Raw genomic sequence first — 22267 nt, 5'->3', positions numbered from 1 at the left:
CTTACAAGTCGTGGTGCGAACTGCTACTACAGGTTTCTCTGACCGATCGGTAGTCTTTTCCGCCATGGACGCTGCGTAGGGAAGCGCTTCAGCCACAAAACGGACGCGTAGCGGAACGACGCCAGGAAGGCGTAAGTCACGGATGTCGGTTACAGTCTGCAAAGGCCCCGCTTCGGCGGGGTTTTCTTTTTTCATACAGCAGAGACCAGGCGTTACCTGATTCATCGAGTTCTCAATGAATCGAGTTTCTATCGGCTCCAGCCGAGTTCGCCTGAGGCTCGGGCGATCTGGCGCAACGGCGTCACACAAGCCGCTAACAATCCGTGCTTCCTGGTTTGGCACCTGATGACCATCAGTCAGTCATCGACGCCGTGTCGCTTCAGGCCGGCATGCAGACGCCGGTGCCTCCCAGCCCACAGTATCCGCCTGGGTTTTTCGCCAAATATTGCTGGTGATAGGCCTCGGCGTAGTAGAACGCTGGCAGATCGCCAATCTCTGTGGTGATGCTGCCCAGCCCGTGCTTGTTCAGTTCTGTCTGAAAGCGCGCTTCGCTATCGCGTGCCATTTCGAGTTGAGCCTCGGTAAAGCAATAGATCGCCGAGCGGTACTGAGTGCCAATGTCGTTGCCTTGGCGCATGCCCTGTGTTGGGTTGTGCGCCTCCCAGAACAGTTTGAGCAGGTCACCATAGGAGATCTGCTGGGGATCGAAGACTACCAGCACGGCTTCAGTGTGCCCGGTGAGGCCGGAGCAAACTTCTTCGTAGGTGGGGTTTGGTGTGTGGCCGCCGGCATAGATCACTGCGGTTGTCCAGACACCGGGCTGCTGCCAAAAACGTCGCTCGGCTCCCCAGAAACAGCCCATGGCAAACATGGCCTGTTGCAGGTGCGCCGGGAAAGGTGGTTGCAGCGGGTTGCCGCTGACGAAGTGGGCTTCGGGTACCGGGACGGGTGTGGCGCGTCCGGGCAGGGCTTGTCCCGCATCAGGTAGCGCTTGTTTATGAACGAGAATTTGCGAGCGCAGGGTCATTGTGGTCCTCGTGCCTTGGGCAGGTTTTCAGCTAGCCTAGGCTACCAAGCTGACAAATCCAACGCGCGCGTGCCTGGACGGTAGGCAGGAAACCGTTAGAGCCAGTGTGGGTATCGGCGTAGCGAGGTCAGTAGCTGGTCGCCGGGGATGGGTTTGTCGAACAGGTAGCCCTGCCCGATATCGCAGCGCTGATGGCGCAGGAAGTTCAGCTGCTCGACCGTCTCGATGCCTTCCGCAACCACCTTCAGATTAAGGTTGCGAGCCATGGCTATGACGGCTGAGGTGATCTCGATATCGTCTTGGTTATCCGGGATGTCCTTGATGAAGCTGCGGTCGATCTTGATCACGTCGATGGGGAATTTCTTCAGGTAGCTCAGCGACGAATAGCCGGTACCAAAGTCATCCATGGCCAGCGTGACCCCGAGGGCCTTGAGGCCTAACAGCTGCTGGCGGGTCTCTTCGGTCGCTTCGAGTAGCAGGCTTTCGGTCAATTCCAGCTCCAGGCGGTCGGGCGGCAGCTGTTCTTCGGAGAGAATGGCGGCGATAGAACCGACCAGGTCGGGGTCTGAGAACTGCTTGGGTGACAGGTTGATCGCGACCTGTGGTGTGCCGATACCCAACGCTGCCAGCTGCAGCCCCATCTTGCACGCTTCACGTGCGACCCACTTGCCTATCGGGATGATCAGCCCGGTTTCTTCGGCAACGCCGATGAATTGATCTGGGCGGATCATGCCTTTTTCAGGATGGTTCCAGCGCAGCAGCGCTTCCAGTCCTTGCAGCCGACCGCTGCGCAGACAGAGCTTGGGTTGATAGAAGACCTCGAGCTCATTCTGCACCAGCGCACGGCGTAGATTGTTTTCGACGAACAACTTGTAGTTGGCCTCGGCATGCAAGGCTTCGGTAAACACCTGTACCTGATTCTTGCCGTTGGCCTTGGCCTTGTGCAGGGCTTGGCCGGCGTGTTTCATCAGCGTCTCTGGATCACGGCCATGCAGAGGCGAGCAGGCCAGGCCGAGGGAGGCGCTGACGCTGATCAGCTGTTTGTCGACGAACAGGGGTTTGTCGAGGATGCGCAACACTTGATGCGCCAGCAGCTGGCCCTCTTCCAAGTCCATGTTGTCGAGCAGGAGGGCAAATTCGTTGCTGGCAAAGCGCGCGAGTACGCTGTCGCGGTTGAGGCTGTTGCGCAAACGGCGAGCCAGGCTGGCCAGCAGTTTGTCACCGGTCTGGTGCCCGAGGCTGTCATTGATGCGCTTGAAGTTGTCAATATCCACCAGTAACAGACACAGCTGAGGATCTTTGCTGGCGGCGAAACGCTCTTCAATGCTGCGGATGAAAAACGGGCGATTTCCGAGGCTGGTCAGGTTATCGGTATAGGCCAGGCGTTCGATGTGCTGCTGCGCCAGCTTGCTCTGCGTGATGTCTTCGTAAATGCCTATGTAATGCGTGAGCTCACCGCTTTCGCCAAATACCTTGGAAATCGACAGCTGCCCCCAGTAAGGCTCCAGATTTTTGCGGCGGCTTCGGAATTCGCCCTGCCAGCTGTTGCTCTGTGACAACGCCGATGAGGTGTCGAACAGCAATTCGCTGAGGTTTTCCAATGCAGTCAGGTCCGCCAGGCGGCGACCACGCACTTCATCGGCTGAAAACTGGGTGATGGAGGTGAAGCTCGGGTTCACGTATTCGACGATGCCGTCACGGTCGACCAGGATGAACGCGCTTGCACTCTGTTCGACGGCGCGTTGGAAGAGGTGCAGGGTGTGAGTGGCACTGACGCGCTGCTGATTGGCCAGTACCTGAGCGTACTGATCGGCCAGTTCGCCAGCGAACGCTACCTCATCGGCATGCCAGACCCTGACGCAGCCGGAGTGTTCCAGGCAGAGCACGCCGAAAACTTCCCCACCCACCCGGATCGTTGCGTCAAGGATCGACGTGATGCCTCGTGGCTTGAAGAATGACTGAGTGAGTTCCGCTGTGCGGATGTCTTCGGCAACGTTTTGCACGTCGATCACTCGTCCACTGTGCAGCGCGTCCATGTAACGCGGGCAAGCCGATATGTTCAGTGATGATGGGTATTCCAAACTGCCGCTGTCGCGGCAGTAGGCTGCAATAGCCTCTAGCTGATCTCCCTTCAGATGCCATATCGAGGCCCGAGCAATCCCATAGGCTTCGCTGGCGGCCTGGGTGATCAGCTGGGCTGCTTCTAGTTGTGGGTCAGCTGCGCTGTAACGGTGCCGTGCCAGGCGCACAATAAGGCTCTGTTGAGCACGGGAGCGAATCAGGTGTTCGAGGTGCTCATCCTGGGCCTGCTGATAAAACTCCAGGGTCGACCGTAACTTTGCGTTCTCGGATTCCAAGGCTGGGGAGGCCCGCTCTGCATGGGGTTCGACAATCAGGTAGCCACGCACCAATTCTCGACCATACTGTTGGCAGAGTTCGCCGATCTCCAGCATGTCCAGCGGCCCACCGCAGGTGTGCAGGCAATAACGAATGGAGTAGTGGCCCAGGGTTGCCAGCTGCGCCTGCACGACGTCATGAAGTTTAAGGCGAGCCTGCGGCTCCATGAGGCTGGCGTAAGGCGAGTCGATGAGAGAGCAGAGATCCTGCGCAGGTTGGCCCAGGTAACGCTCGCAGGCGGGATCGAGAAACAGCAGGGCCCAGCTGGATTCGTTCAAACGCTCGAAACGCAGCATGCCCAGCCTCGAAGGCACTGGCAACTGCGTCACAACCTCGGTCGCCAAACGGCTGGCGGCATCGGTATGTATTTTCATCGAGCGGTTTGCTTCCAGTATGCTGCGGGAGTCGCTTCGTTAGCCGCAGCTTAGACGCTTTCTACGGCGTGGCGATGGCTAAATAATATTAATTACCGCAAGGGTGCATCATGCAGCAGGGACTGACAAGTCGGCTATCAAAGTTACTGTTAATCTCGATTTTCCTGATCACCAGCGGACAGCTCAAGGCTGCCGAGCCAAATACCCTGGGCTCGGATGAATCGTCCCGCTATCTGGGCGAGCTCAAGACGCTTTATCTCACGCAGAACGAACGAAAAGCCCTGCTTGCGCACAGCAATGCGCTGCTTAAAACCTATGGATTGCGTTCGGCCTATCAAGTCGGGCAAGCCAACCCAGAGGATCTCGAATACCAGCTCAGCGCTGGAGCGCCTGGCGAGTTGCTTATTCGTGAGGAGCGCCGCGATGCGTCCGGCAACGTCGCTGTACGTAACCGTGGGTTCTCGGTGTTCGGCATGGACCCCTACATTCAGTACCAGTGCCCGCCGCAAGGCGTGGCCTGCACTTTCGTCGGCGCAGCGGGCGGCGAACCATGGCTGACCATCCTCCGTGACCCCAAGGGGGCCGAGGAGCTGGCGAAGGCGCTATCATTCCTGTTCCGCAATCTGCAGAAGGGCTAAGGACGTTTAGCGTTATCTCACAGACAAAAAACCCGCCTGAAGGCGGGTTTTTTGTAACTCATCGGATCACAACAGCATCGTGCGGATGTCCGCCAGCAGCTCGGACAGGCGCTTGGTAAAGCGCGCCGCTGCGGCGCCGTTGATGACGCGGTGGTCGTAGGACAGCGACAGCGGCAACATCAGGCGAGGCTGGAAGGCCTTGCCATCCCACACCGGCTGCATGGTCGCCTTGGATACACCGAGGATCGCCACTTCCGGCGCGTTGACGATTGGCGTGAAGCCGGTGCCGCCAATGTGGCCGAGGCTGGAGATGGTGAAGCAGGCGCCCTGCATGGCGTCGGGCGACAGCTTCTTGGTGCGCGCCTTCTCGGCGAGCTCAGCTGCCTCGGCTGCCAGTTGTAACAGGCTCTTCTGGTCGACGTTCTTGATTACCGGCACGAGCAGGCCGTCAGGCGTATCGACGGCAAAACCGATGTGCACGTACTTCTTGCGGATCACAGCCTTGCCGCTAGGGGCTAGCGAGGCATTGAACTCCGGCAGTTCCTTAAGCAGGTGTGCACAGGCCTTGAGCAGCAGCGGCAGCACGGTCAGTTTGACGCCTGCTTTCTCGGCGACAGCCTTTTGCGAAACGCGGAAGGCTTCCATTTCGGTGATGTCGGATGACTCGAACTGGGTCACGTGCGGGACGTTGAGCCAGCTTCGATGCAGATTGGCAGCGCCCACCTGCATTAGCCGGGTCATTGGCACTTCTTCGACTTCGCCAAACTTGCTGAAATCGACCTCCGGTATCGGCGGAATGCCCGCGCCACCGGTAGCACCCGTGGCCGGCGCTTGCTTGGCCTTGTGCATCATATTCTTGACGTAGGCCTGCACGTCTTCCTTGAGGATCCGTCCTTTCGGCCCGGTGCCAGGAACATCGGCCAATTCGACACCGAACTCCCGTGCAGTCATGCGGACCGCAGGGCCGGCATGTACCTTGGTGCCGGCCTTGCTTGGGCCGCTCACGGCCGGAGCAGGGGCAGCGGCCGCTTTAGATTCAGGCACGCCTTGCTTGTTCGGCGCGACTGCCTGCTGTTGCGGGGCTGCTTCCTGCGGTTTGGCTTCGGCCTTCTTCGCCGGTGCTGTGCCAGCCACCTTCAGGGTCAGGATCAGGTCGCCGGTCTTGGCATCATCACCGACCTTGATCGACAGGGACTCCACCACGCCAGCCTTGGGCGCGGGAATCTCCATGCTGGCCTTGTCCGATTCAAGGGTGATCAGCGACTGGTCAGCCTCGACGTTGTCGCCGGCCTTGATCATGACTTCAATGACCTTGGCGCTGCCGCTGGAGCCGATGTCCGGAATCCGTACTTCCTCCACGGATTCGACAGCTGCTTCGGCGGGCTCTTCAGCCGCCTGCTCGCTAAGCTTTTCCTTGGGTGCACTCTGTGCCTGGCCTGCGGGGGCAGGGCTGGCCGCGGCTGGCTTGCTCGCCGCCTCACCCTTGAGAATCGAGATCAGATCGCCAGTGCCGACTTCATCGCCCACCTTGACCGATATGCTTTCGACCACGCCGGCGGCGGGGGAGGGGATCTCCATGCTCGCCTTGTCGGATTCCAGGGTGATCAGCGGCTGCTCGGCGGCAATGGTGTCACCGGCCTTCACTGAGATTTCGATCACGCTGGCCTTGCCGGAAGAGCCAATGTCCGGAACCTTGATCTCTTGCGATTCGCCTTCCTCGGCGGAAGCCGACTCGTTGTCGTCGCCTGCTGGCGTAGGATCTTCGGCTTCATCTGCCGGGCCGTCGGCCGCTGCGCCCGCAGGCTCTTCGGCGGCTTGAGTCGGCTCTTCGCTAGCTTGGCCGTCTTCGCTTTCCAACTCCAGCAGCTCGTCGCCTTCTTTCAGGCGGTCGCCGAGCTTGACCTTCAAGGCTTTTACCACACCCGCCTTGGGTGCAGGAATTTCCATGCTGGCCTTGTCGGATTCGAGCGTCAGGATGCTCTGGTCGGCTTCGATACGGTCGCCGACCTTGACGAACAACTCGATTACTTCACCCTCACCGCTGCCGATGTCGGGTACGCGTATGGTTTCACTCACAATAGGTTCTCCTGTGCGCACGCATCAGCAATCCAGAGGATTGCGCTTCTCGGGGTCGATACCGAACTCGGTGATGGCGTTGGCCACGACCGTGCGCTCGATGGCGCCGCGAGCGGCGAGGGCCTGCAGGGCGGCGACCGCGACCCAGCGACGATCGACTTCGAAGAAGTCACGCAGCTTGGCGCGCGAGTCGCTGCGGCCGAAGCCGTCGGTGCCCAGCACCTGGAATTCACGCGACGGAATCCACTGGCGAATCTGATCGGCGAACAGCTTCATGTAGTCGGTGGAGGCGATGACCGGACCTTCGCGGCCTTCCAGACACTGCTCGACATAGCTCTTGCGGGGTTCGTCGGTTGGGTGCAAGCGGTTCCAGTGGTCCACCGCCAGGCCATCGCGGCGCAGCTCGTTGAAACTGGTCACGCTCCAGACGTCGGCACCCACGCCCATCTTGGCTAGGATGTCCACCGCGGCGCGTACCTCGCGCAGGATGGTGCCCGAGCCCATCAGCTGCACGCGGTGCTTGAAGTCGCCTTTGGCTTCTTCGAGCAGGTACATGCCTTTGAGAATGCCTTCCTCGACACCCTGCGGCATGGCCGGCTGCTGGTAGTTCTCGTTCATCACCGTGATGTAGTAATAGACGCTCTTCTGCAGCTCCATCATCTCGTGCATGCCGTGGTGCATGATCACCGCCAGCTCATAGCCGTAGGTGGGGTCATAGCTGCGGCAGTTGGGGATGGTGCTGGCGAGGATGTGGCTGTGGCCGTCCTCATGCTGGAGACCTTCGCCGTTTAGCGTGGTGCGGCCGGCGGTGCCGCCCAGCAGGAAGCCGCGGGTCTGCGCATCGCCCGCTGCCCAGGCCAGGTCGCCGATCCGCTGGAAGCCGAACATCGAGTAGAAGATGTAGACCGGCAGCATTGGCTGGTTGTAGTTGCTGTAAGCGGTACCGGCTGCGATGAACGAGGAAAATGCGCCGGCTTCGTTCAGGCCTTCCTGAAGAATCTGGCCGTCCTTCTCTTCGCGGTAGTACATCACCTGGTCGCGGTCGACCGGCTCGTACAGCTGCCCCACTGGGGAGTAGATACCCAGCTGGCGGAACATGCCTTCCATACCAAAGGTGCGCGCCTCGTCAGCGAGGATCGGCACAATGCGCTTGCCCAGATCCTTGTCTTTGACCAGTTGCGACAGAATCCGGCCAAAGGCCATGGTGGTGGAAATCTCGCGATCACCGGAGCCGTCGAGTACGGCCTTGAGCGTTTCCAATGGCGGCGTCGGGATGCTGAAGCTCTTTGGCCGACGCTGTGGCAGCGAACCGCCGAGTTTTTCGCGGCACTTGCGCAGGTAGCGCATCTCGGCGCTGTCTTCGGCTGGCCGGTAGAACGGCAGTTCTTCGAGCTGCGAATCGTTGACCGGAATGTCGAAGCGATCGCGGAATTTCTTCAGGCTGTCGATATCGACTTTCTTGGTGTTGTGGGCGATGTTTTTCGCCTCACCGGCACCGGTGCCGTAGCCCTTGATGGTCTTGGCCAGGATGACCGTCGGCTGACCCTTATGGTTGACCGCCTGGTGGTAGGCTGCATAGACCTTGTAGGGGTCGTGGCCGCCGCGGTTGAGCTTCCAGACTTCCTCATCCGACATGCTCTCGACGCGCTTGAGCAGCTCTGGGTCAGCACCAAAGAAGTGTTTACGCACGTAGGCGCCATCTTTGGCCTTGTAGTTCTGGTACTCCCCGTCGATTGCCTCGTCCATGCGGCGCTGCATGCGGCCGTCTTCGTCGGCGGCGAACAATGGGTCCCACAAGCGGCCCCAGACGACCTTGTTGACGTTCCAGTTGGCGCCTTTGAACACGCCTTCCAGTTCCTGAATGATTTTGCTGTTGCCGCGAACCGGGCCGTCGAGACGCTGCAGGTTGCAGTTGATGACGAATACCAGGTTGTCGAGGTTTTCACGGCCGGCCAGGGAGATGGCACCCAGGGTTTCCGGCTCGTCGCATTCGCCGTCGCCGATGAAGCACCAGACGCGCTGCTTGCCCTTCGGAATGAATCCGCGGTTTTCCAGGTACTTCATGAAACGCGCCTGGTAGATCGCGGTGATCGGCCCGAGGCCCATGGACACGGTCGGGAACTGCCAGAAGTCCGGCATCAGGTGCGGGTGCGGGTAGCTCGACAGGCCCTTGCCATCCACTTCCTGACGGAAGTTGAGCATCTGGTCTTCGCTCAGGCGGCCTTCCAGGAACGCGCGCGAATAGATGCCGGGGGAGGCGTGACCTTGGTAATAGATCAGGTCGCCGCCATGCTCTTCGGTGGGAGCCTGGAAGAAGTAGTTGAAGCCGATGTCATAGAGCGTCGCGCTGGAGGCAAAGGTGGAAATGTGTCCACCCAGGTCCGGGTCCTTCATGTTTGCACGCATCACCATCGCCAGCGCGTTCCAGCGGACCAGGGAGCGGATTCGACGCTCCATGAACAAGTCGCCGGGCATCTTCGCTTCACGGGTGACAGGGATGGTGTTGCGGTACGGCGTAGTGATGCCGTAGGGCAGCGGGGTGCCGCTACGGGTTGCCAGCTCCCCCATCCGGGTCATGAGATAGTGGGCGCGGTCTTCACCTTCGCGGTCGAGAACTGACTCGAGGGCGTCCAGCCATTCCTGGGTTTCGACGGGATCGAGATCTTGCATGGCTTGCTCCAGGGCGGAAAGGCTTCCAGAATCGGTTGCCTGCTTCGCGGCCGGCTTTGTGAGCCGGTGCGTATATGTTCTTGGATGTGGTGCCGGGGGTAGAGCCGGGCTCTGTAGTTTTACTACAAAACCGCAGCCGATTCAGCCCCCTGTTGGAGTATTTCGTAGTAAAACTACAATGTGACGGGTCGGTCGGGCGGGCTGGCTCCGGCGTCAGGGGCTCTACTCCGGACGTTATCGCTATCCTTCTGGCCGTTCTTGTACAAAGGAACATTCATGAGTTTGCCATCGCTGGTTGCACTGCCGACGTCGCTTCAACCTTTGGTCACCCGTGCTGAGGAGACGTTCCTCGACGCCTTGCGCGACACATCGGAGCAGGCCGAGCAGCTGTTTTCAGCATGGCCAGCCTCTCGCCGCGAGGCCTTCGGTCGGGTTTGCGCCGCCAGCGACTTCGTCAGCGAACAGGTTAGCCGAGATCCCGAGATGCTGCTGCAGCTGGCCGAAAGCGGCTTGCTGGAGCGATCGCTAAAGGATGGTGAAATGCGTGCGGCGCTCACCGAGCTGCTTGGCGATTGCGCTGATGAGGACAGCCTGGCTCGCCAGCTGCGGCGGTTCCGCAACCGCCAGCAGGTGCGAATCATCTGGCGTGACCTGACTCGCCAGGCTGCTCTTGCCGAAACCTGCGGCGATCTGTCCGACATGGCTGACGCCAGTATCGACCTGGCGTACCAGTGGCTATACGAGCGCCACTGCGAGCAGTTTGGTGTTCCGACTGGTCGACGCAGCGGCGATGCCCAGCACATGGTTGTGCTTGGCATGGGCAAGCTGGGCGCACGTGAACTGAATCTGTCCTCGGATATCGACCTGATCTTTGGCTATCCAGAAGGTGGCGAGACAGTTGGGGCAAAGCGCTCTCTGGATAATCAGGAGTTTTTCGTTCGCCTCGGGCAGCGGCTGATCAAAGCGCTCGACGCGCCGACAGTCGATGGTTTCGTCTTTCGCGTGGACATGCGATTGCGGCCCTATGGCTCGTCCGGCTCGCTGGTGTTGAGCTTCAATGCGCTGGAGCAGTATTACCAGGATCAGGGGCGCGACTGGGAGCGCTACGCCATGATCAAGGCGCGCGTGGTCGGAGGCGACCAGGCCGCCGGCAAACAATTGCTGGAAATGCTCAGGCCCTTTGTTTACCGGCGCTATCTCGATTTTTCCGCGATCGATGCGCTGCGCACGATGAAACAGCTGATCCAGCAAGAGGTCCGGCGCAAAGGCATGGCCGCCAACATCAAGCTGGGCTCCGGTGGCATCCGCGAGGTGGAGTTCATCGCCCAGGCTTTCCAGCTCATCCATGGAGGGCGCGACCTTAGCTTGCAGCAGCGCCCCTTGCTCAAGGTGCTGACAACCCTGGCCGGGCAGGGCTATCTGCCGCCTGCTGCCGTGGAAGAGTTGCGCGAAGGCTATGAGTTTTTGCGCTACACCGAACATGCGCTGCAGGCCATCGATGATCGACAGACGCAGATGCTGCCGGAGAATCAGACCGACTGTGATCGCGTCGCCTTGATCATGGGCTTCGCTGACTGGGAGGCCTTTCACCAGCAGCTTCTCTATTGGCGCGGCCGGGTTGACTGGCATTTCCGTCAGGTCATTGCCGATCCCGATGAAGACGAAAGCGCCGAAGGCGAGACGTTGGTCGGCGGCGAATGGCTGCCGTTGTGGGAGCAGGACTGGGACGAGGAATTCGCCTGTCGTCAGTTGAGCGATGCGGGTTTTCGTGATGGCCAGACCGCTTGCCAGCGACTCGCTGCCTTGCGCAGCGGCAATCAGGTGCGCACCATGCAGCGGTTGGGGCGGGAGCGTCTCGATGCCTTCATCCCGCGCCTTCTGGCTCAGGCGGTCGAGCAGGACGATCCGGATCTGGTGCTGGAGCGCGTGCTTCCTCTGGTCGAGGCAGTGGCTCGGCGTTCGGCTTATCTCGTACTACTGACTGAAAACCCAGGCGCGTTGCAGCGGCTGCTTGAGCTTTGTGCCGGAAGCCCTTGGATCGCCGAGCAGATCACCCGCTTCCCGTTGCTGCTCGACGAGCTGCTCAATGCCGGGCGGCTGTTCAGCCCGCCACAGGCGCCAGAGCTCGCCGCCGAGCTGCGCGAGCGGCTAACACGCATTCCCGAAGACGATCTCGAACAGCAAATGGAAGCTTTGCGCCACTTCAAGCTGGCGCACCGTTTACGTGTCGCGGCATCCGAGATTGCCGGCACGCTGCCGCTGATGAAAGTCAGCGATTACCTGACCTGGCTCGCGGAGGCCATTCTCGAAGAGGTGTTGGCACTGGCCTGGCGCCACACCGTCGCACGGCACGGCCAGCCGCAGCGTGCAGACGGTTCGCTGTGCGATCCGGCCTTTATCATCGTGGGCTATGGCAAGGTTGGTGGCATTGAACTCGGGCACGGCTCCGACCTGGATCTGGTGTTCATCCATGACGGTGACCCGAACGCCGAGACCGACGGCGCCAAACCCATCGATGGCGCGCAGTTCTATACCCGCCTCGGGCAGCGCATCATTCATCTCCTGACTACCCAGACGACCTCGGGGCAGCTCTACGAGGTCGATATGCGCCTTCGTCCGTCAGGCGTCTCCGGCCTGCTAGTCAGCTCGCTGGGCGCCTTCAATCGCTACCAAAGCGAGGAGGCCTGGACCTGGGAGCATCAGGCGCTGGTGCGCGCTCGGGTCTTGGTGGGCTGCCCTCAGCTGGCAGCAGATTTCGAGAACGTTCGGGCTTCGGTGCTGGGGCGCTCGCGAGATCTTGAGCGGTTGCGTGGTGAGGTCAGCGAGATGCGCGCCAAGATGCGCGACAACCTTGGCACCCGTGCAACCGGTGCCGGTACCGCTGAAAAAGCCTTCCTGGCTGATAGCGAGTTCAATCTCAAGCAGGACGCCGGTGGTATCGTGGATATCGAATTTATGGTGCAATACGCGGCTTTGGCGTGGTCGCACCAGCATCCGCAACTGCTGCGCTATACCGACAATATCCGCATCCTCGATGGGTTGGAGCAGGCCGGGTTGATGACCGGCGATGAGGTTCGGCTGCTGCAGGATGCCTACAAGGCATACCGCGCCGCGGCCCACCGGCAATCACTGCAGAAACTGCCTGGCGTTGTGAGCGGGGACCAATTTCAAGACGAGCGTCGCGCGGTGATGCGCATCTGGCGTGAGCTGGGGCTCAGCTGAACTCGTCTGCAAACAGCATTTATCGAATCTTGAGGTGGCAACAATGTCGATGGCCGATCGTGATGGCGTGATCTGGTATGACGGTGAGATGGTGCAGTGGCGCGATGCGACCACCCATGTGCTGACCCACACCCTGCATTACGGCATGGGCGTGTTCGAAGGCGTGCGTGCCTACAACACACCGGCCGGCACCGCGATCTTCCGCTTGCAGGCCCACACGGATCGTCTGTTCGATTCGGCGCACATCATGAATATGAAGATGCCGTACTCGAAAGAGGAAATTAACGAGGCGACCCGCGCCGCTGTACGTGAGAACAACCTTGAAAGCGCCTATATCCGTCCGATGGTTTTCTACGGATCAGAAGGTATGGGACTGCGCGCCAGCGGCCTGAAAGTACATGTGATCGTCGCCGCCTGGCACTGGGGCGCCTACATGGGCGACGAAGCGCTGGAAGTCGGCATCAAGGTCCGCACCAGTTCCTTCACGCGTCATCACGTCAACATCAGCATGACCCGCGCCAAATCCAACGGCGCTTACATCAACTCCATGCTGGCACTGCAGGAAGCCATCTCCGGCGGTGCTGACGAGGCATTGATGCTGGATCCGGAAGGCTATGTGGCTGAGGGTTCAGGTGAAAACATCTTCATCATCAAAGACGGCGTGATCTACACCCCTGAAGTTACGGCGTGCCTCAATGGCATCACCCGTGGCACCGTGCTGACCCTGGCCGACGAGCTGGGCATCAAGGTAGTCGAGAAGCGCATCACCCGTGATGAGGTTTATATCGCCGACGAAGCCTTCTTCACCGGTACTGCGGCAGAGGTCACTCCGATCCGCGAAGTGGATGGTCGCAATATTGGTCCTGGCCGTCGCGGCCCGGTAACCGAACGCATCCAGAAAGCCTATTTCGATCTGGTTTCCGGCAAGACCGACGCGCACGCTGAATGGCGGACGCTGGTCAAGTAAGCGCCGTGTCTGCCGTAAGCGCGAGCCGCCTGAGCGGCACGCGCTTGCAGCCTGAGGCCCGAAGCGTGAAGCTGCCTTTATGAATATTCTGATTGTGGGTCCTAGTTGGGTCGGCGACATGGTGATGGCGCAGACGTTGTTCGTCTGTCTGAAACAACGCCACCCTGACTGCCAGATCGATGTGCTCGCGCCGGAGTGGAGCCGGCCGATCCTCGAGCGCATGCCCGAGGTCAGGCAGGCGTTGAGTTTTCCGGTGGGTCACGGTGTGCTCGACATGGCGACTAGGCGCACTATCGCGGCGAGTCTGCGTGGGCAATATCAGCAGGCAATCCTGCTGCCCAACTCGCTGAAGTCTGCGTTGGTGCCGTTTTTTGCAGGCATTCCCAAACGCACCGGCTGGCGTGGTGAGATGCGGTTCGGCCTGCTCAATGACATGCGCAAGCTGGATAAACAACGCTATCCGCTGATGATCGAGCGCTTCATGGCGCTGGCCTTCGAGCCTGGCGCCGAGTTGCCCCAACCCTACCCGAAGCCCTCTCTGCGTATCGTCGAAGAGACCCGCGACGCAGCGTTGGCGCGTTTCGGGCTTTCACTGGATCGTCCGGTGCTGGCGCTTTGCCCCGGTGCCGAGTTTGGTGAGTCCAAACGTTGGCCCGCCGAGCATTTTGCCAAGGTCGCCGAGGTGAAGATCCGTGAAGGCTGGCAGGTCTGGTTGTTTGGCTCGAAGAACGACCATGCTGTCGGTGAAGAGATCCTGCAGCAGTTGATTCCCGGACTGCGTGAAGAGGCCCTGAACTTGGCGGGCGACACCAGTCTGGCTGAAGCTATCGATTTGCTCTCCTGCGCCGAGGCGGTGGTGTCCAACGACTCGGGGCTGATGCACGTAGCCGCCGCGCTCGGGCGGCCGCTGGTTTCCGTCTATGGCTCGACATCGCCGGCCTTCACGCCACCTTTGTCCGAGCAGGTTGAGGTTGTACGTCTGGGGCTCGATTGCAGTCCATGTTTCGAGCGCACCTGCCGTTTCGGTCATAACAACTGCATGCGCGAACTGAAACCGCGCCCGGTCATCGAGGCGCTGGGGCGCCTGGTTCCCCAGCCGGTCGAGGTGCGCTGAGTGAGGGTTTTGCTGGTCAAGACCTCTTCGCTGGGTGACGTGGTCCATACGCTTCCGGCGTTGACCGACGCCCAGCGCGCCATTCCAGGTATCCAGTTCGACTGGGTGGTGGAGGAGGGTTTCGCTGAGATCCCTGCCTGGCACCCTGCGGTGGCGCAGGTGATCCCCGTGGCGATTCGTCGCTGGCGCAAACATCCTCTGCAAACCCTTCGCTCAGGTGAGTGGAGGCGCTTCAAGGCGCGTCTGCGCGAGACCCGTTACGACCTGGTCATCGATGCGCAGGGACTGCTGAAAAGCGCTTGGTTAACCCGTTACATCACGGCGCCTGTCGCCGGTTTCGATCGTGCCTCGATTCGCGAACCGCTGGCGGCGCGGTTTTATGACCGATGCTTCAGCGTGCCGCGGGAACAGCATGCTCTCGAGCGGGTACGACAGTTATTTGCCCAGGCGCTCGGTTATCCGGCTCCCGCGACAGTCGCTGAGTACGGCTTGGATCGCAGCCAGCTGGCTACGCCCGGCGAGCAGCCTTATTTACTCTTCCTGCACGGCACCACCTGGGCAAGCAAGCATTGGCCGGAGCGTTACTGGCGCGAACTGGCCGAGCGCATGAGTGAGTTCGGCTGGGCGATCCGCTTGCCCTGGGGTAACGCGGAGGAAAAGGCCCGAGCCGAACGAATCGCTAAAGATCTGCCAGGTGCTTCGGTATTGCCCAGGCTCAATCTGGGTGGTGTTGCCAAAGTGGTCGCCGGCGCGCGTGCTTGTGTAGCGGTTGATACGGGGCTTGGTCATCTCGCCGCCGCCTTGGATGTTCCGAGTATTTCGCTCTACGGCCCCACGTTGCCGGGCCGCGTCGGTGCATATGGCCGTTCCCAAGTACACCTGTGCGCGCCTGGGCCGAACGCCGGCAAAGGTGACCGCCACAAACCCTGTTTTGACGAGCTGCCTTCTGAGCGCGTCGCAAGTGAACTCAAGGCCCTGTTGCGGTCATCGGAGACGCCCTGATGCAACTGGCCTTTATCCTCTATAAGTACTTTCCGTTCGGCGGGCTCCAGCGCGACTTCATGCGCATCGCCCTGGAATGCCAGCGCCGCGGCCATGCAATCCGGGTCTACGCGATGATTTGGGAGGGCGAAGTGCCTGCGGGTTTCGAAGTCTTGATAGCGCCGGTCAAGGCGATCTTCAATCACACCCGCAACGAGCGCTTCACTGCCTGGGTTGAAACCGACCTGGCCAAGCGACCAGTAGATCGAGTGGTCGGCTTTAACAAGATGCCGGGGCTTGACGTTTATTACGCCGCAGATCCCTGTTTCGAAGATAAAGCTCAGACACTGCGCAATCCGATCTACCGCCGCTGGGGCCGCTACAAGCATTTCGCCGAATACGAGCGAGCAGTATTCGAGCCTCGGTCCAATACCGAAATCCTGATGATTTCAGAGGTGCAGCAGCCGCTGTTCGTCAAACACTACGCGACGCCCGCCGGCCGTTTTCATCTACTGCCGCCGGGCATCGCCCAGGATCGACGGGCGCCGTCCAATGCCGCAGAGATTCGGGCCGATTTCCGTCGTGAGTTCAAGCTAGAGGACGATGACCTCTTGTTGGTGCAGATCGGTTCCGGGTTCAAAACCAAGGGACTCGACCGCAGCCTTAGAGCCGTCGCTTCGCTGCCTCGCGAACTGAAGAAGCGGACACGCCTGTTCGTTGTAGGTCAGGACGATCCCCAGCCGTTTTTAATGCAGACCAAGAAGCTGGGTGTAGCCACTCAGGTCGAGTTTCTCAAAGGCCGCAGCGACATCCCCCGCTTTCTGCTCGGAGGGGACCTGCTGATCCATCCTGCGTACAACGAAAATACCGGTACTGTGTTGCTAGAAGCGCTGGTCGCCGGGCTTCCGGTCTTGGTCACTGATGTGTGCGGCTATGCACACTACATGGCCGATGCCGACTGCGGCCGTGTAGTGCCCTCGCCGTTCGTCCAAGACACCCTTGATCGTCTGCTAGCCGAAATGTTGGCGAGCAATGAGCAGCGAGTTCTTTGGTCGCAGAATGCCCTCGCGTTTGCCGAGCGCGCCGATCTTTACAGCATGCCCGAGCGGGCTGCCGACGTGATCCTTGCGGAGCGCTCATGAAGCTGATCGTCGCTGAACCCTTCAAAACCCTATGGGCCGGTCGCGATCCGTTCGAGGCCGTGGAGCAGTTGCAAGGGCAGGTCTACCGAGAGCTTGAAGGCCGGCGCACGCTGCGCACAGAGGTCGACGGACGCGGTTACTTCGTCAAGATCCACCGCGGCATCGGCTGGGGCGAGATCGTCAAGAACCTCAGCACGGCCAAGCTGCCAGTGCTCGGAGCGGGGCAGGAGTGGCGAGCCATCCAGCGCCTGCATGATGTGGGTGTACCGACCATGACGGCAGTAGCCTACGGCGAGCGCGGCAGCAATCCCGCCACACAACATTCGTTCATCATCACCGAAGAGCTGGCGCCGACAGTCAGCCTCGAAGATTTCTCGGCTAACTGGCTGGCACAACCGCCGTCTCCGACTTTCAAACGCGCGCTGATAGCAGAAGTGGCGCGCATGGCCGGCACCATGCACGGCGCCGGGGTCAACCACCGCGATTTCTATATCTGCCACTTTCTGCTGCATACCGACAAACCGGTGACAGCAAGCGATTTCCGCTTGTCACTGATCGACCTGCACCGTGCTCAAACCCGCAGCCAGACCCCTCGGCGCTGGCGTGACAAGGATCTGGCTGGATTGTACTTCTCGGCGCTTGGAATCGGTCTGACGCGCAGCGACAGATTGCGCTTCCTGCGCGAATACTTTCAGCGGCCACTGCGCGACGTTCTGCGAGACGAATCTGAGCTGGTGGCACGGTTGCAACGAAAGGCTGAAAAGCTGCAGGACCGTAAGCTGCGCTACGGGGATGCGCTGTGATGGCTGGTTGGACCATGGATCCCGCCTACGTCGATCTGAGCGAAGCCTTCGGCAGTTTAGATAACGTTTTCAATCTCGAAGGTGAGCGGCTGACTCAGGACTTGCTGTCGGAGGTCATCCGCATCGAGCGCAACGGTGTTCGCTACTACGTGAAGCGCTACTCCGGCGCCGGGAAAGGTTTGCGTCGTTTCGTGGGCCGGCCGCGCGTCAAGGCTGAATGGCAGAATCTGATGTTGTTTCGTCGCTGGAGCATTCCCACCGCACCCATTGTGGCGTACGGCTTGGAGCGCCGAGGTGGTGCTTTCTTGCGTGGAGCGCTGATCACCCGCGAGCTGGAGCAAACTGAAGATTTGGCGCTACTGGCGAACACTGGTGATGCGCGCTTGCGTGATCCTCGCTGGGTGCAGGATGTCAGTCTTCAGCTGGCTCGCTCGACGCGGGCGATGCACGACAGGGGCTTTGCGCATAACGACCTCAAATGGCGCAATCTGCTGGTCGATCCGCAACGCCGCCTTTATCTGATCGACTGCCCGACCGGCGCCTTCTGGCGTGGACCGTTCCTGCAGCGGCGCATCGTCAAGGATCTAGCTTGCCTAGACAAAGTTGCCAAGTACCAGCTCACCCGGACGCAGCGCTTGCGTTTCTATCTGCAGTACAGCGGTCACCAGAAGTTGGATATGCGAGACAAGGCCAGGGTCAGGGCGGTCTTGAAGTTCTTCGAGGGGCGTGAATGAACAGAATGAGGCTCGGTGACCTGAGCAAAGCCGGTCGTGATCCGTCACTGCCGCTGGTTCTGGATATTCCCTCGGGTGAGTTGGTTATCGAGCAATGGTTGCGCGTCTTGCCCGGACAGCGTTATGTCGGGCGGGCTAACTGGAACGAGCGCCAGGTGCTGGTCAAGGTGCTGGTAGGAGATAAGGCGGGTCGACACTATCAGCGTGAGCGGCAAGGTGCTGCGCTTTTGGCCGAACAGGGCCTGCCGACGGCCACGCTGCTGGACGAGGGGTGGGTTGAACATGAGGGGGGATATCTGACCTTCAGCTATCTCGAGCATGCCCGCAGTCTCTGGAGTCTTTGGCGGGAAGCCGAGCGAGATGCACCGCTGTCCTCCGCGCAGGAACCGGTGTTAGCAGATGCACTCGCGCTTATCGCGCAAATGCATGCGCGCGGCGTCTGGCAAGCCGATCTGCATCTCGACAATTTGCTGCGTACAGGCGATCAGCTGTATGTGGTTGACGGCGGTGGCGTGGAGACAGAGGTGCCCGGAAGTCTGTTGTCCCGGAAGCGGGTGCTGGAGAATCTTGGTGTTTTTTTTGCACAGCTGCCAGCAGAGCTTGAGCCGTTTATCGAAGAGCTGCTGGTGCACTATCTGCTCGCCAACAGTGAGCAAGCGTTGCCACTTGAGGCGTTGCTCAAAGAAATTCACAAGACTCGCGCGTGGCGCCTGAATGATTACTTGAACAAGGTCGCGCGCGATTGCAGTCTCTTCAGCGCGCGTATCGGTGCGTTCGGTGCTCAGGTGGTGAGGCGCGATGAAGAATCCGGTCTTCAGGCGGTGCTTGCCGACCCGGATGCGTTCATCGCCAAGGGCAAACTGTTCAAGACGGGCGGCGCAGCTACCGTGGCGCAAGTCGATCTTGCTGGGCGGCCACTTCTGGTCAAGCGCTACAACATCAAGAATCCGCTGCATTGGCTCAAGCGCTTCTGGCGCCCAAGCCGGGCGTGGCATAGCTGGATCGAAGGCAATCGCCTCGATTTTCTGGGGATCGCTACGCCGCGCTTGCTGGCCGTCATTGAGCGCCGCTGGCTGTGGATGCGCGGATCGGCCTGGCTGATTACCGAATTGCTGCGCGGAGAAGATATAATCGCGCGTTTTCAGCCGTATCTGGATGGCTGTCCTCCAGAGCAGGAGCTGGTTGCCTTAGACCGGCTGTTCGCGGCACTGATTCGCGAGCGAATCAGTCATGGCGATCTCAAAGGGCACAATCTGTTCTGGGAGCATGATCGCTGGTCGCTGATCGACCTGGATGCCGTGCAGCAGCATGGCAGCGATGCCAGCTTCGCCCGGGCCTACGCCAAGGACCGTGCGCGATTCCTGCGCAACTGGCCGACCGACAGCGCCCTGTACCGGCTGCTTGACCAACGTTTACCCACGGTGCCCGGCACCAGTATCGAAGATTAAGAGGCAATACCCGTGGCATTGACGATTCTCGGCCTTTCCGGCGCCCTCAGTCATGATCCTTCCGCCGCCCTGTATATCGACGGCAAGCTGATCGCCGCCGTAGAAGAAGAGCGCTTTGTGCGTGACAAGCATGCGAAGAACCGCATGCCCTACGAATCCGCCAAGTTCTGCCTGGAACAGGCGGGGATCATGCCGGCGGACGTCGATGTAGTTGCGATTCCCTTTGCGCCTATCAGTATTTTCGAAAAGGCCCGCTGGCACTATGCCAAGCGCTACTGGTATGCGCCCGACCGAGCGCTGGATGCCATCCTTATGGGCAACCGCCGCTATTACCGTTACAAGAAGCGAGTCGAGTGGTGCTTGCTGCAACTAGGCTTTGACCTGAAAAAGGTCAAACTGCAGCCGGTCGAGCATCACCTGGCTCATGCCTCCAGCGCCTATCACTGCTCCGGCTTCACCGAGAAAACCGCGATTCTCGGCATCGATGGTAAGGGCGAGTACGCCACCACCTTCTTCGGCTGGGGTGAGAACGGCAAGATCCACAAGATCAAGGAGTTCTACGATCCGGACTCCCTGGGCGGGCTGTATGGCGCGATCACCGAATACCTCGGCTTCGAGATGCTCGACGGCGAGTTCAAGGTGATGGGCATGGCACCCTACGGCGACGCGGCTAAATACGACTTTTCGCGCTTGGCCACGTTTGAGAATGGCGAGCTGACCATCAACACCGATTACGCCAACGTCATAGGCTTCCGTCGCTACAAGGAGGAGGGCAAGGGCTACTACTTCTCGCCCAAACTGATCGAGTGGTTGGGCCCCAAGCGCGAAGGCGATATCGCCGACGACCCCTACATCCATTACGCAGCCGCTATGCAGGCGCTGTTCGAAAAGCTGGCCCTGCAGATGATGGACTACTACCTGGGCGACATCATCCGCGAAACCGGCAAGATCGCCTTTGCCGGCGGCTGCGCGCTGAACGTTAAGCTCAACCAGAAGATCATTGCCCGCGACGAGGTCAAGGAATTATTTGTCCAGCCGGCCTCCGGTGACGCTGGTACTGCGGTTGGAGCTGCAGCTTATGTTTCAGTGCAGCGCGGCGTGCCAGTGGAGAAGATGGAACACGTCTATCTCGGACCGTCTTATTCCAATGAAGACGTCATCGCTGCTTGTGCCAAACACCCGAACAAACCGGTGTTCAAGCAGATCACCAATACTCCCGCGCGCGTCGCCCGGATCATGGTCGACGGCAACCCGGTCGCCTGGTTCCAGGGCCGCATGGAGTTCGGTCCTCGTGCGCTAGGTGGCCGTTCCATCATCGGCTGCCCGAACGTCCCAGGCGTGGCCGACCGCATCAACGAGCAAATCAAATTTCGCGAACGCTGGCGGCCCTTCTGCCCGTCGATGCTCGACACCGTTGCGGCACAGATGCTCAAGGTCGACCACCCGAGCCCGTTCATGACCTTCACCTTCGAGGTCAACGAGGGCTGGAAGGAGCGTGTTGGCGAAGTGGTCCACGAGGATGGAACGTCACGCGCCCAGGTGCTGGAGCGTCGGCACAATCCGCGTTGGTACGATCTGATGCTGGAGCTGGAAAAACTGACCGGTAACGGCGTGTCGCTGAACACCTCGCTGAACCGCCGCGGCGAGCCAATGATCTGCTCGCCGACCGATGCGCTGAACATGTTTTATGGCTCGGATCTGCAGTACCTGATCATGGAGGACATCCTCGTGGTCAAGGAGGGCAAGGGTTGGTATGAACGCGCCTGATTTGCTGGTTAGCGTTGTCATACCGGCATACAACTATGCGAAAACGCTCTCGCGTGCAGTCGAATCCGTGATCAGGCAGCTAAGCGAGCATAGCGAGCTGCTGGTAATAAATGACGGCTCTACAGACGAAACTCCTGCTGTGCTTGCTGAGTTGCAAGCTATGTACCCTGGACGGTTTCGCGTGATTGATAAACCTAACGGGGGAGCGTCTTCGGCGAGAAATCTCGGCATCAAGAAGGCCTTGGGGGAGTATCTGGTGTTTCTCGATGCCGACGACGAGTTGGCACCGAATGCACTATCGTTATTATGTAAGCACCTTGAGCTGTACCCACGCACCCGCATGGTGATTGGTGGCTATTGGGCGGTATGGCCCGATGGAAAGCGCCGTAGGCATTTGCCCGCAGTGCTGCCGGTAGAACGACTGGAACGGTTGCGCGGATATCTGCTGAGCAAGACTATCGGCCTTGCAAACGGAGCGTCCGCTATCCATCGTGACGTTTTTGGAATCGGGAACTACCCCGAAAGATTCCGCAACGCCGAGGATATACCGGTCTTCTCCCAAGCACTCGCAAACTTCGATTGTACAGTTCTCGCTGCGCCGATGGCATTAATCTACAAGCACGACGACAGCATGAGGCACGATATCAAGCAGGATTGTGCGGTTGGGCTTGCCCTCGTCGAGGAGGTGTTCGACAAAGGGCGAGTGCCAGCGGCCATGGCATCATTACGCAGAGCATTCAAGGCTCAGCGCTGCCTTTCGCTTTTTCGTGGGCTGTTGTTGGCTGGGCGGTTTGCCGAGGCGCGCGGGATGTATCGGCAGGCGATTAGTACTGATTGGCGGGTCATTTTCAAGACGTCCTACACCCGCAAAGCGTTGCGGCTTTGGTTGAGCGGAACACGCTGAGCA

15 protein-coding genes are annotated in these 22267 nt (G+C 60.1%); 11 read left to right on the top strand and 4 right to left on the bottom strand.

All coding sequences use genetic code 11. The annotated features are described in order from the left end of the window. Nucleotides 1-379: 379 nt before the first annotated feature. Nucleotides 380-1027, bottom strand: coding sequence for a peptide-methionine (S)-S-oxide reductase MsrA (gene msrA / locus CXK96_RS16615; RefSeq protein WP_102837540.1), 648 nt, complete (start codon nucleotides 1025-1027; stop codon nucleotides 380-382). A gap of 95 nt (nucleotides 1028-1122) precedes the next feature. After that, nucleotides 1123-3798, bottom strand: coding sequence for a putative bifunctional diguanylate cyclase/phosphodiesterase (locus CXK96_RS16610; RefSeq protein ID WP_102837539.1), 2676 nt, complete (start codon nucleotides 3796-3798; stop codon nucleotides 1123-1125). Between the two features lie 110 nt (nucleotides 3799-3908). Between CXK96_RS16610 and CXK96_RS16605 the strand changes: the two genes are divergently transcribed. Then, entirely contained in the window at nucleotides 3909-4436 is a 528-nt protein-coding gene (locus CXK96_RS16605) for a hypothetical protein (protein WP_102837538.1), read from the top strand. 66 nt (nucleotides 4437-4502) lie between these two features. On the opposite strand, the gene aceF is transcribed toward CXK96_RS16605, so the two are convergent. Then, the gene (aceF, locus tag CXK96_RS16600; protein ID WP_102837537.1) at nucleotides 4503-6512 is read right to left on the bottom strand and encodes a dihydrolipoyllysine-residue acetyltransferase; all 2010 of its coding nucleotides are present in this window, start codon (nucleotides 6510-6512) and stop codon (nucleotides 4503-4505) included. A gap of 24 nt (nucleotides 6513-6536) precedes the next feature. After that, nucleotides 6537-9182, bottom strand: a complete 2646-nt coding sequence (gene aceE, locus CXK96_RS16595; protein ID WP_102837536.1) for a pyruvate dehydrogenase (acetyl-transferring), homodimeric type — start codon at nucleotides 9180-9182, stop codon at nucleotides 6537-6539. Nucleotides 9183-9458: 276 nt separating this feature from the next. Between aceE and glnE the strand changes: the two genes are divergently transcribed. From glnE to CXK96_RS16545, 10 genes are all read left to right on the top strand, one after another. Further along, nucleotides 9459-12404, top strand: a complete 2946-nt coding sequence (gene glnE, locus CXK96_RS16590) for a bifunctional [glutamate--ammonia ligase]-adenylyl-L-tyrosine phosphorylase/[glutamate--ammonia-ligase] adenylyltransferase (protein WP_102837535.1) — start codon at nucleotides 9459-9461, stop codon at nucleotides 12402-12404. A gap of 43 nt (nucleotides 12405-12447) precedes the next feature. Beyond that, entirely contained in the window at nucleotides 12448-13371 is a 924-nt protein-coding gene (gene ilvE / locus CXK96_RS16585) for a branched-chain-amino-acid transaminase (protein ID WP_102837534.1), read from the top strand. Nucleotides 13372-13450: 79 nt separating this feature from the next. Beyond that, entirely contained in the window at nucleotides 13451-14485 is a 1035-nt protein-coding gene (gene waaF / locus CXK96_RS16580; protein WP_102837533.1) for a lipopolysaccharide heptosyltransferase II, read from the top strand. Beyond that, complete coding sequence (gene waaC, locus CXK96_RS16575; protein ID WP_102837532.1) at nucleotides 14486-15487, top strand: lipopolysaccharide heptosyltransferase I; 1002 nt, start codon at nucleotides 14486-14488, stop codon at nucleotides 15485-15487. It abuts the gene before it with no gap. Next, nucleotides 15487-16608: a glycosyltransferase family 4 protein gene (locus CXK96_RS16570; protein WP_102837531.1), complete on the top strand. Its 1122-nt coding sequence runs from the start codon at nucleotides 15487-15489 to the stop codon at nucleotides 16606-16608. The genes waaC and CXK96_RS16570 overlap by 1 nt, the downstream gene beginning before the upstream one ends. Next, the gene (rfaP, locus tag CXK96_RS16565; RefSeq protein WP_102837530.1) at nucleotides 16605-17411 is read left to right on the top strand and encodes a lipopolysaccharide core heptose(I) kinase RfaP; all 807 of its coding nucleotides are present in this window, start codon (nucleotides 16605-16607) and stop codon (nucleotides 17409-17411) included. The genes CXK96_RS16570 and rfaP overlap by 4 nt, the downstream gene beginning before the upstream one ends. Then, entirely contained in the window at nucleotides 17411-18145 is a 735-nt protein-coding gene (locus CXK96_RS16560; protein WP_102837529.1) for a lipopolysaccharide kinase InaA family protein, read from the top strand. The genes rfaP and CXK96_RS16560 overlap by 1 nt, the downstream gene beginning before the upstream one ends. A gap of 5 nt (nucleotides 18146-18150) precedes the next feature. Further along, complete coding sequence (locus CXK96_RS16555; protein ID WP_102837528.1) at nucleotides 18151-19593, top strand: lipopolysaccharide kinase InaA family protein; 1443 nt, start codon at nucleotides 18151-18153, stop codon at nucleotides 19591-19593. A gap of 12 nt (nucleotides 19594-19605) precedes the next feature. Beyond that, complete coding sequence (locus CXK96_RS16550; protein WP_102837527.1) at nucleotides 19606-21360, top strand: carbamoyltransferase family protein; 1755 nt, start codon at nucleotides 19606-19608, stop codon at nucleotides 21358-21360. Next, the gene (locus CXK96_RS16545) at nucleotides 21347-22264 is read left to right on the top strand and encodes a glycosyltransferase family 2 protein (protein WP_102837526.1); all 918 of its coding nucleotides are present in this window, start codon (nucleotides 21347-21349) and stop codon (nucleotides 22262-22264) included. Before CXK96_RS16550 ends, CXK96_RS16545 begins: the two co-directional genes overlap by 14 nt. Nucleotides 22265-22267: the final 3 nt, after the last annotated feature.

This window comes from Stutzerimonas stutzeri (genome assembly GCF_002890895.1).
GTDB lineage: Bacteria > Pseudomonadota > Gammaproteobacteria > Pseudomonadales > Pseudomonadaceae > Stutzerimonas > Stutzerimonas stutzeri_AB.
The sequence above is the reverse complement of the archived record's forward strand: the minus strand, read 5'-3'. Positions and strand labels throughout refer to the sequence as shown.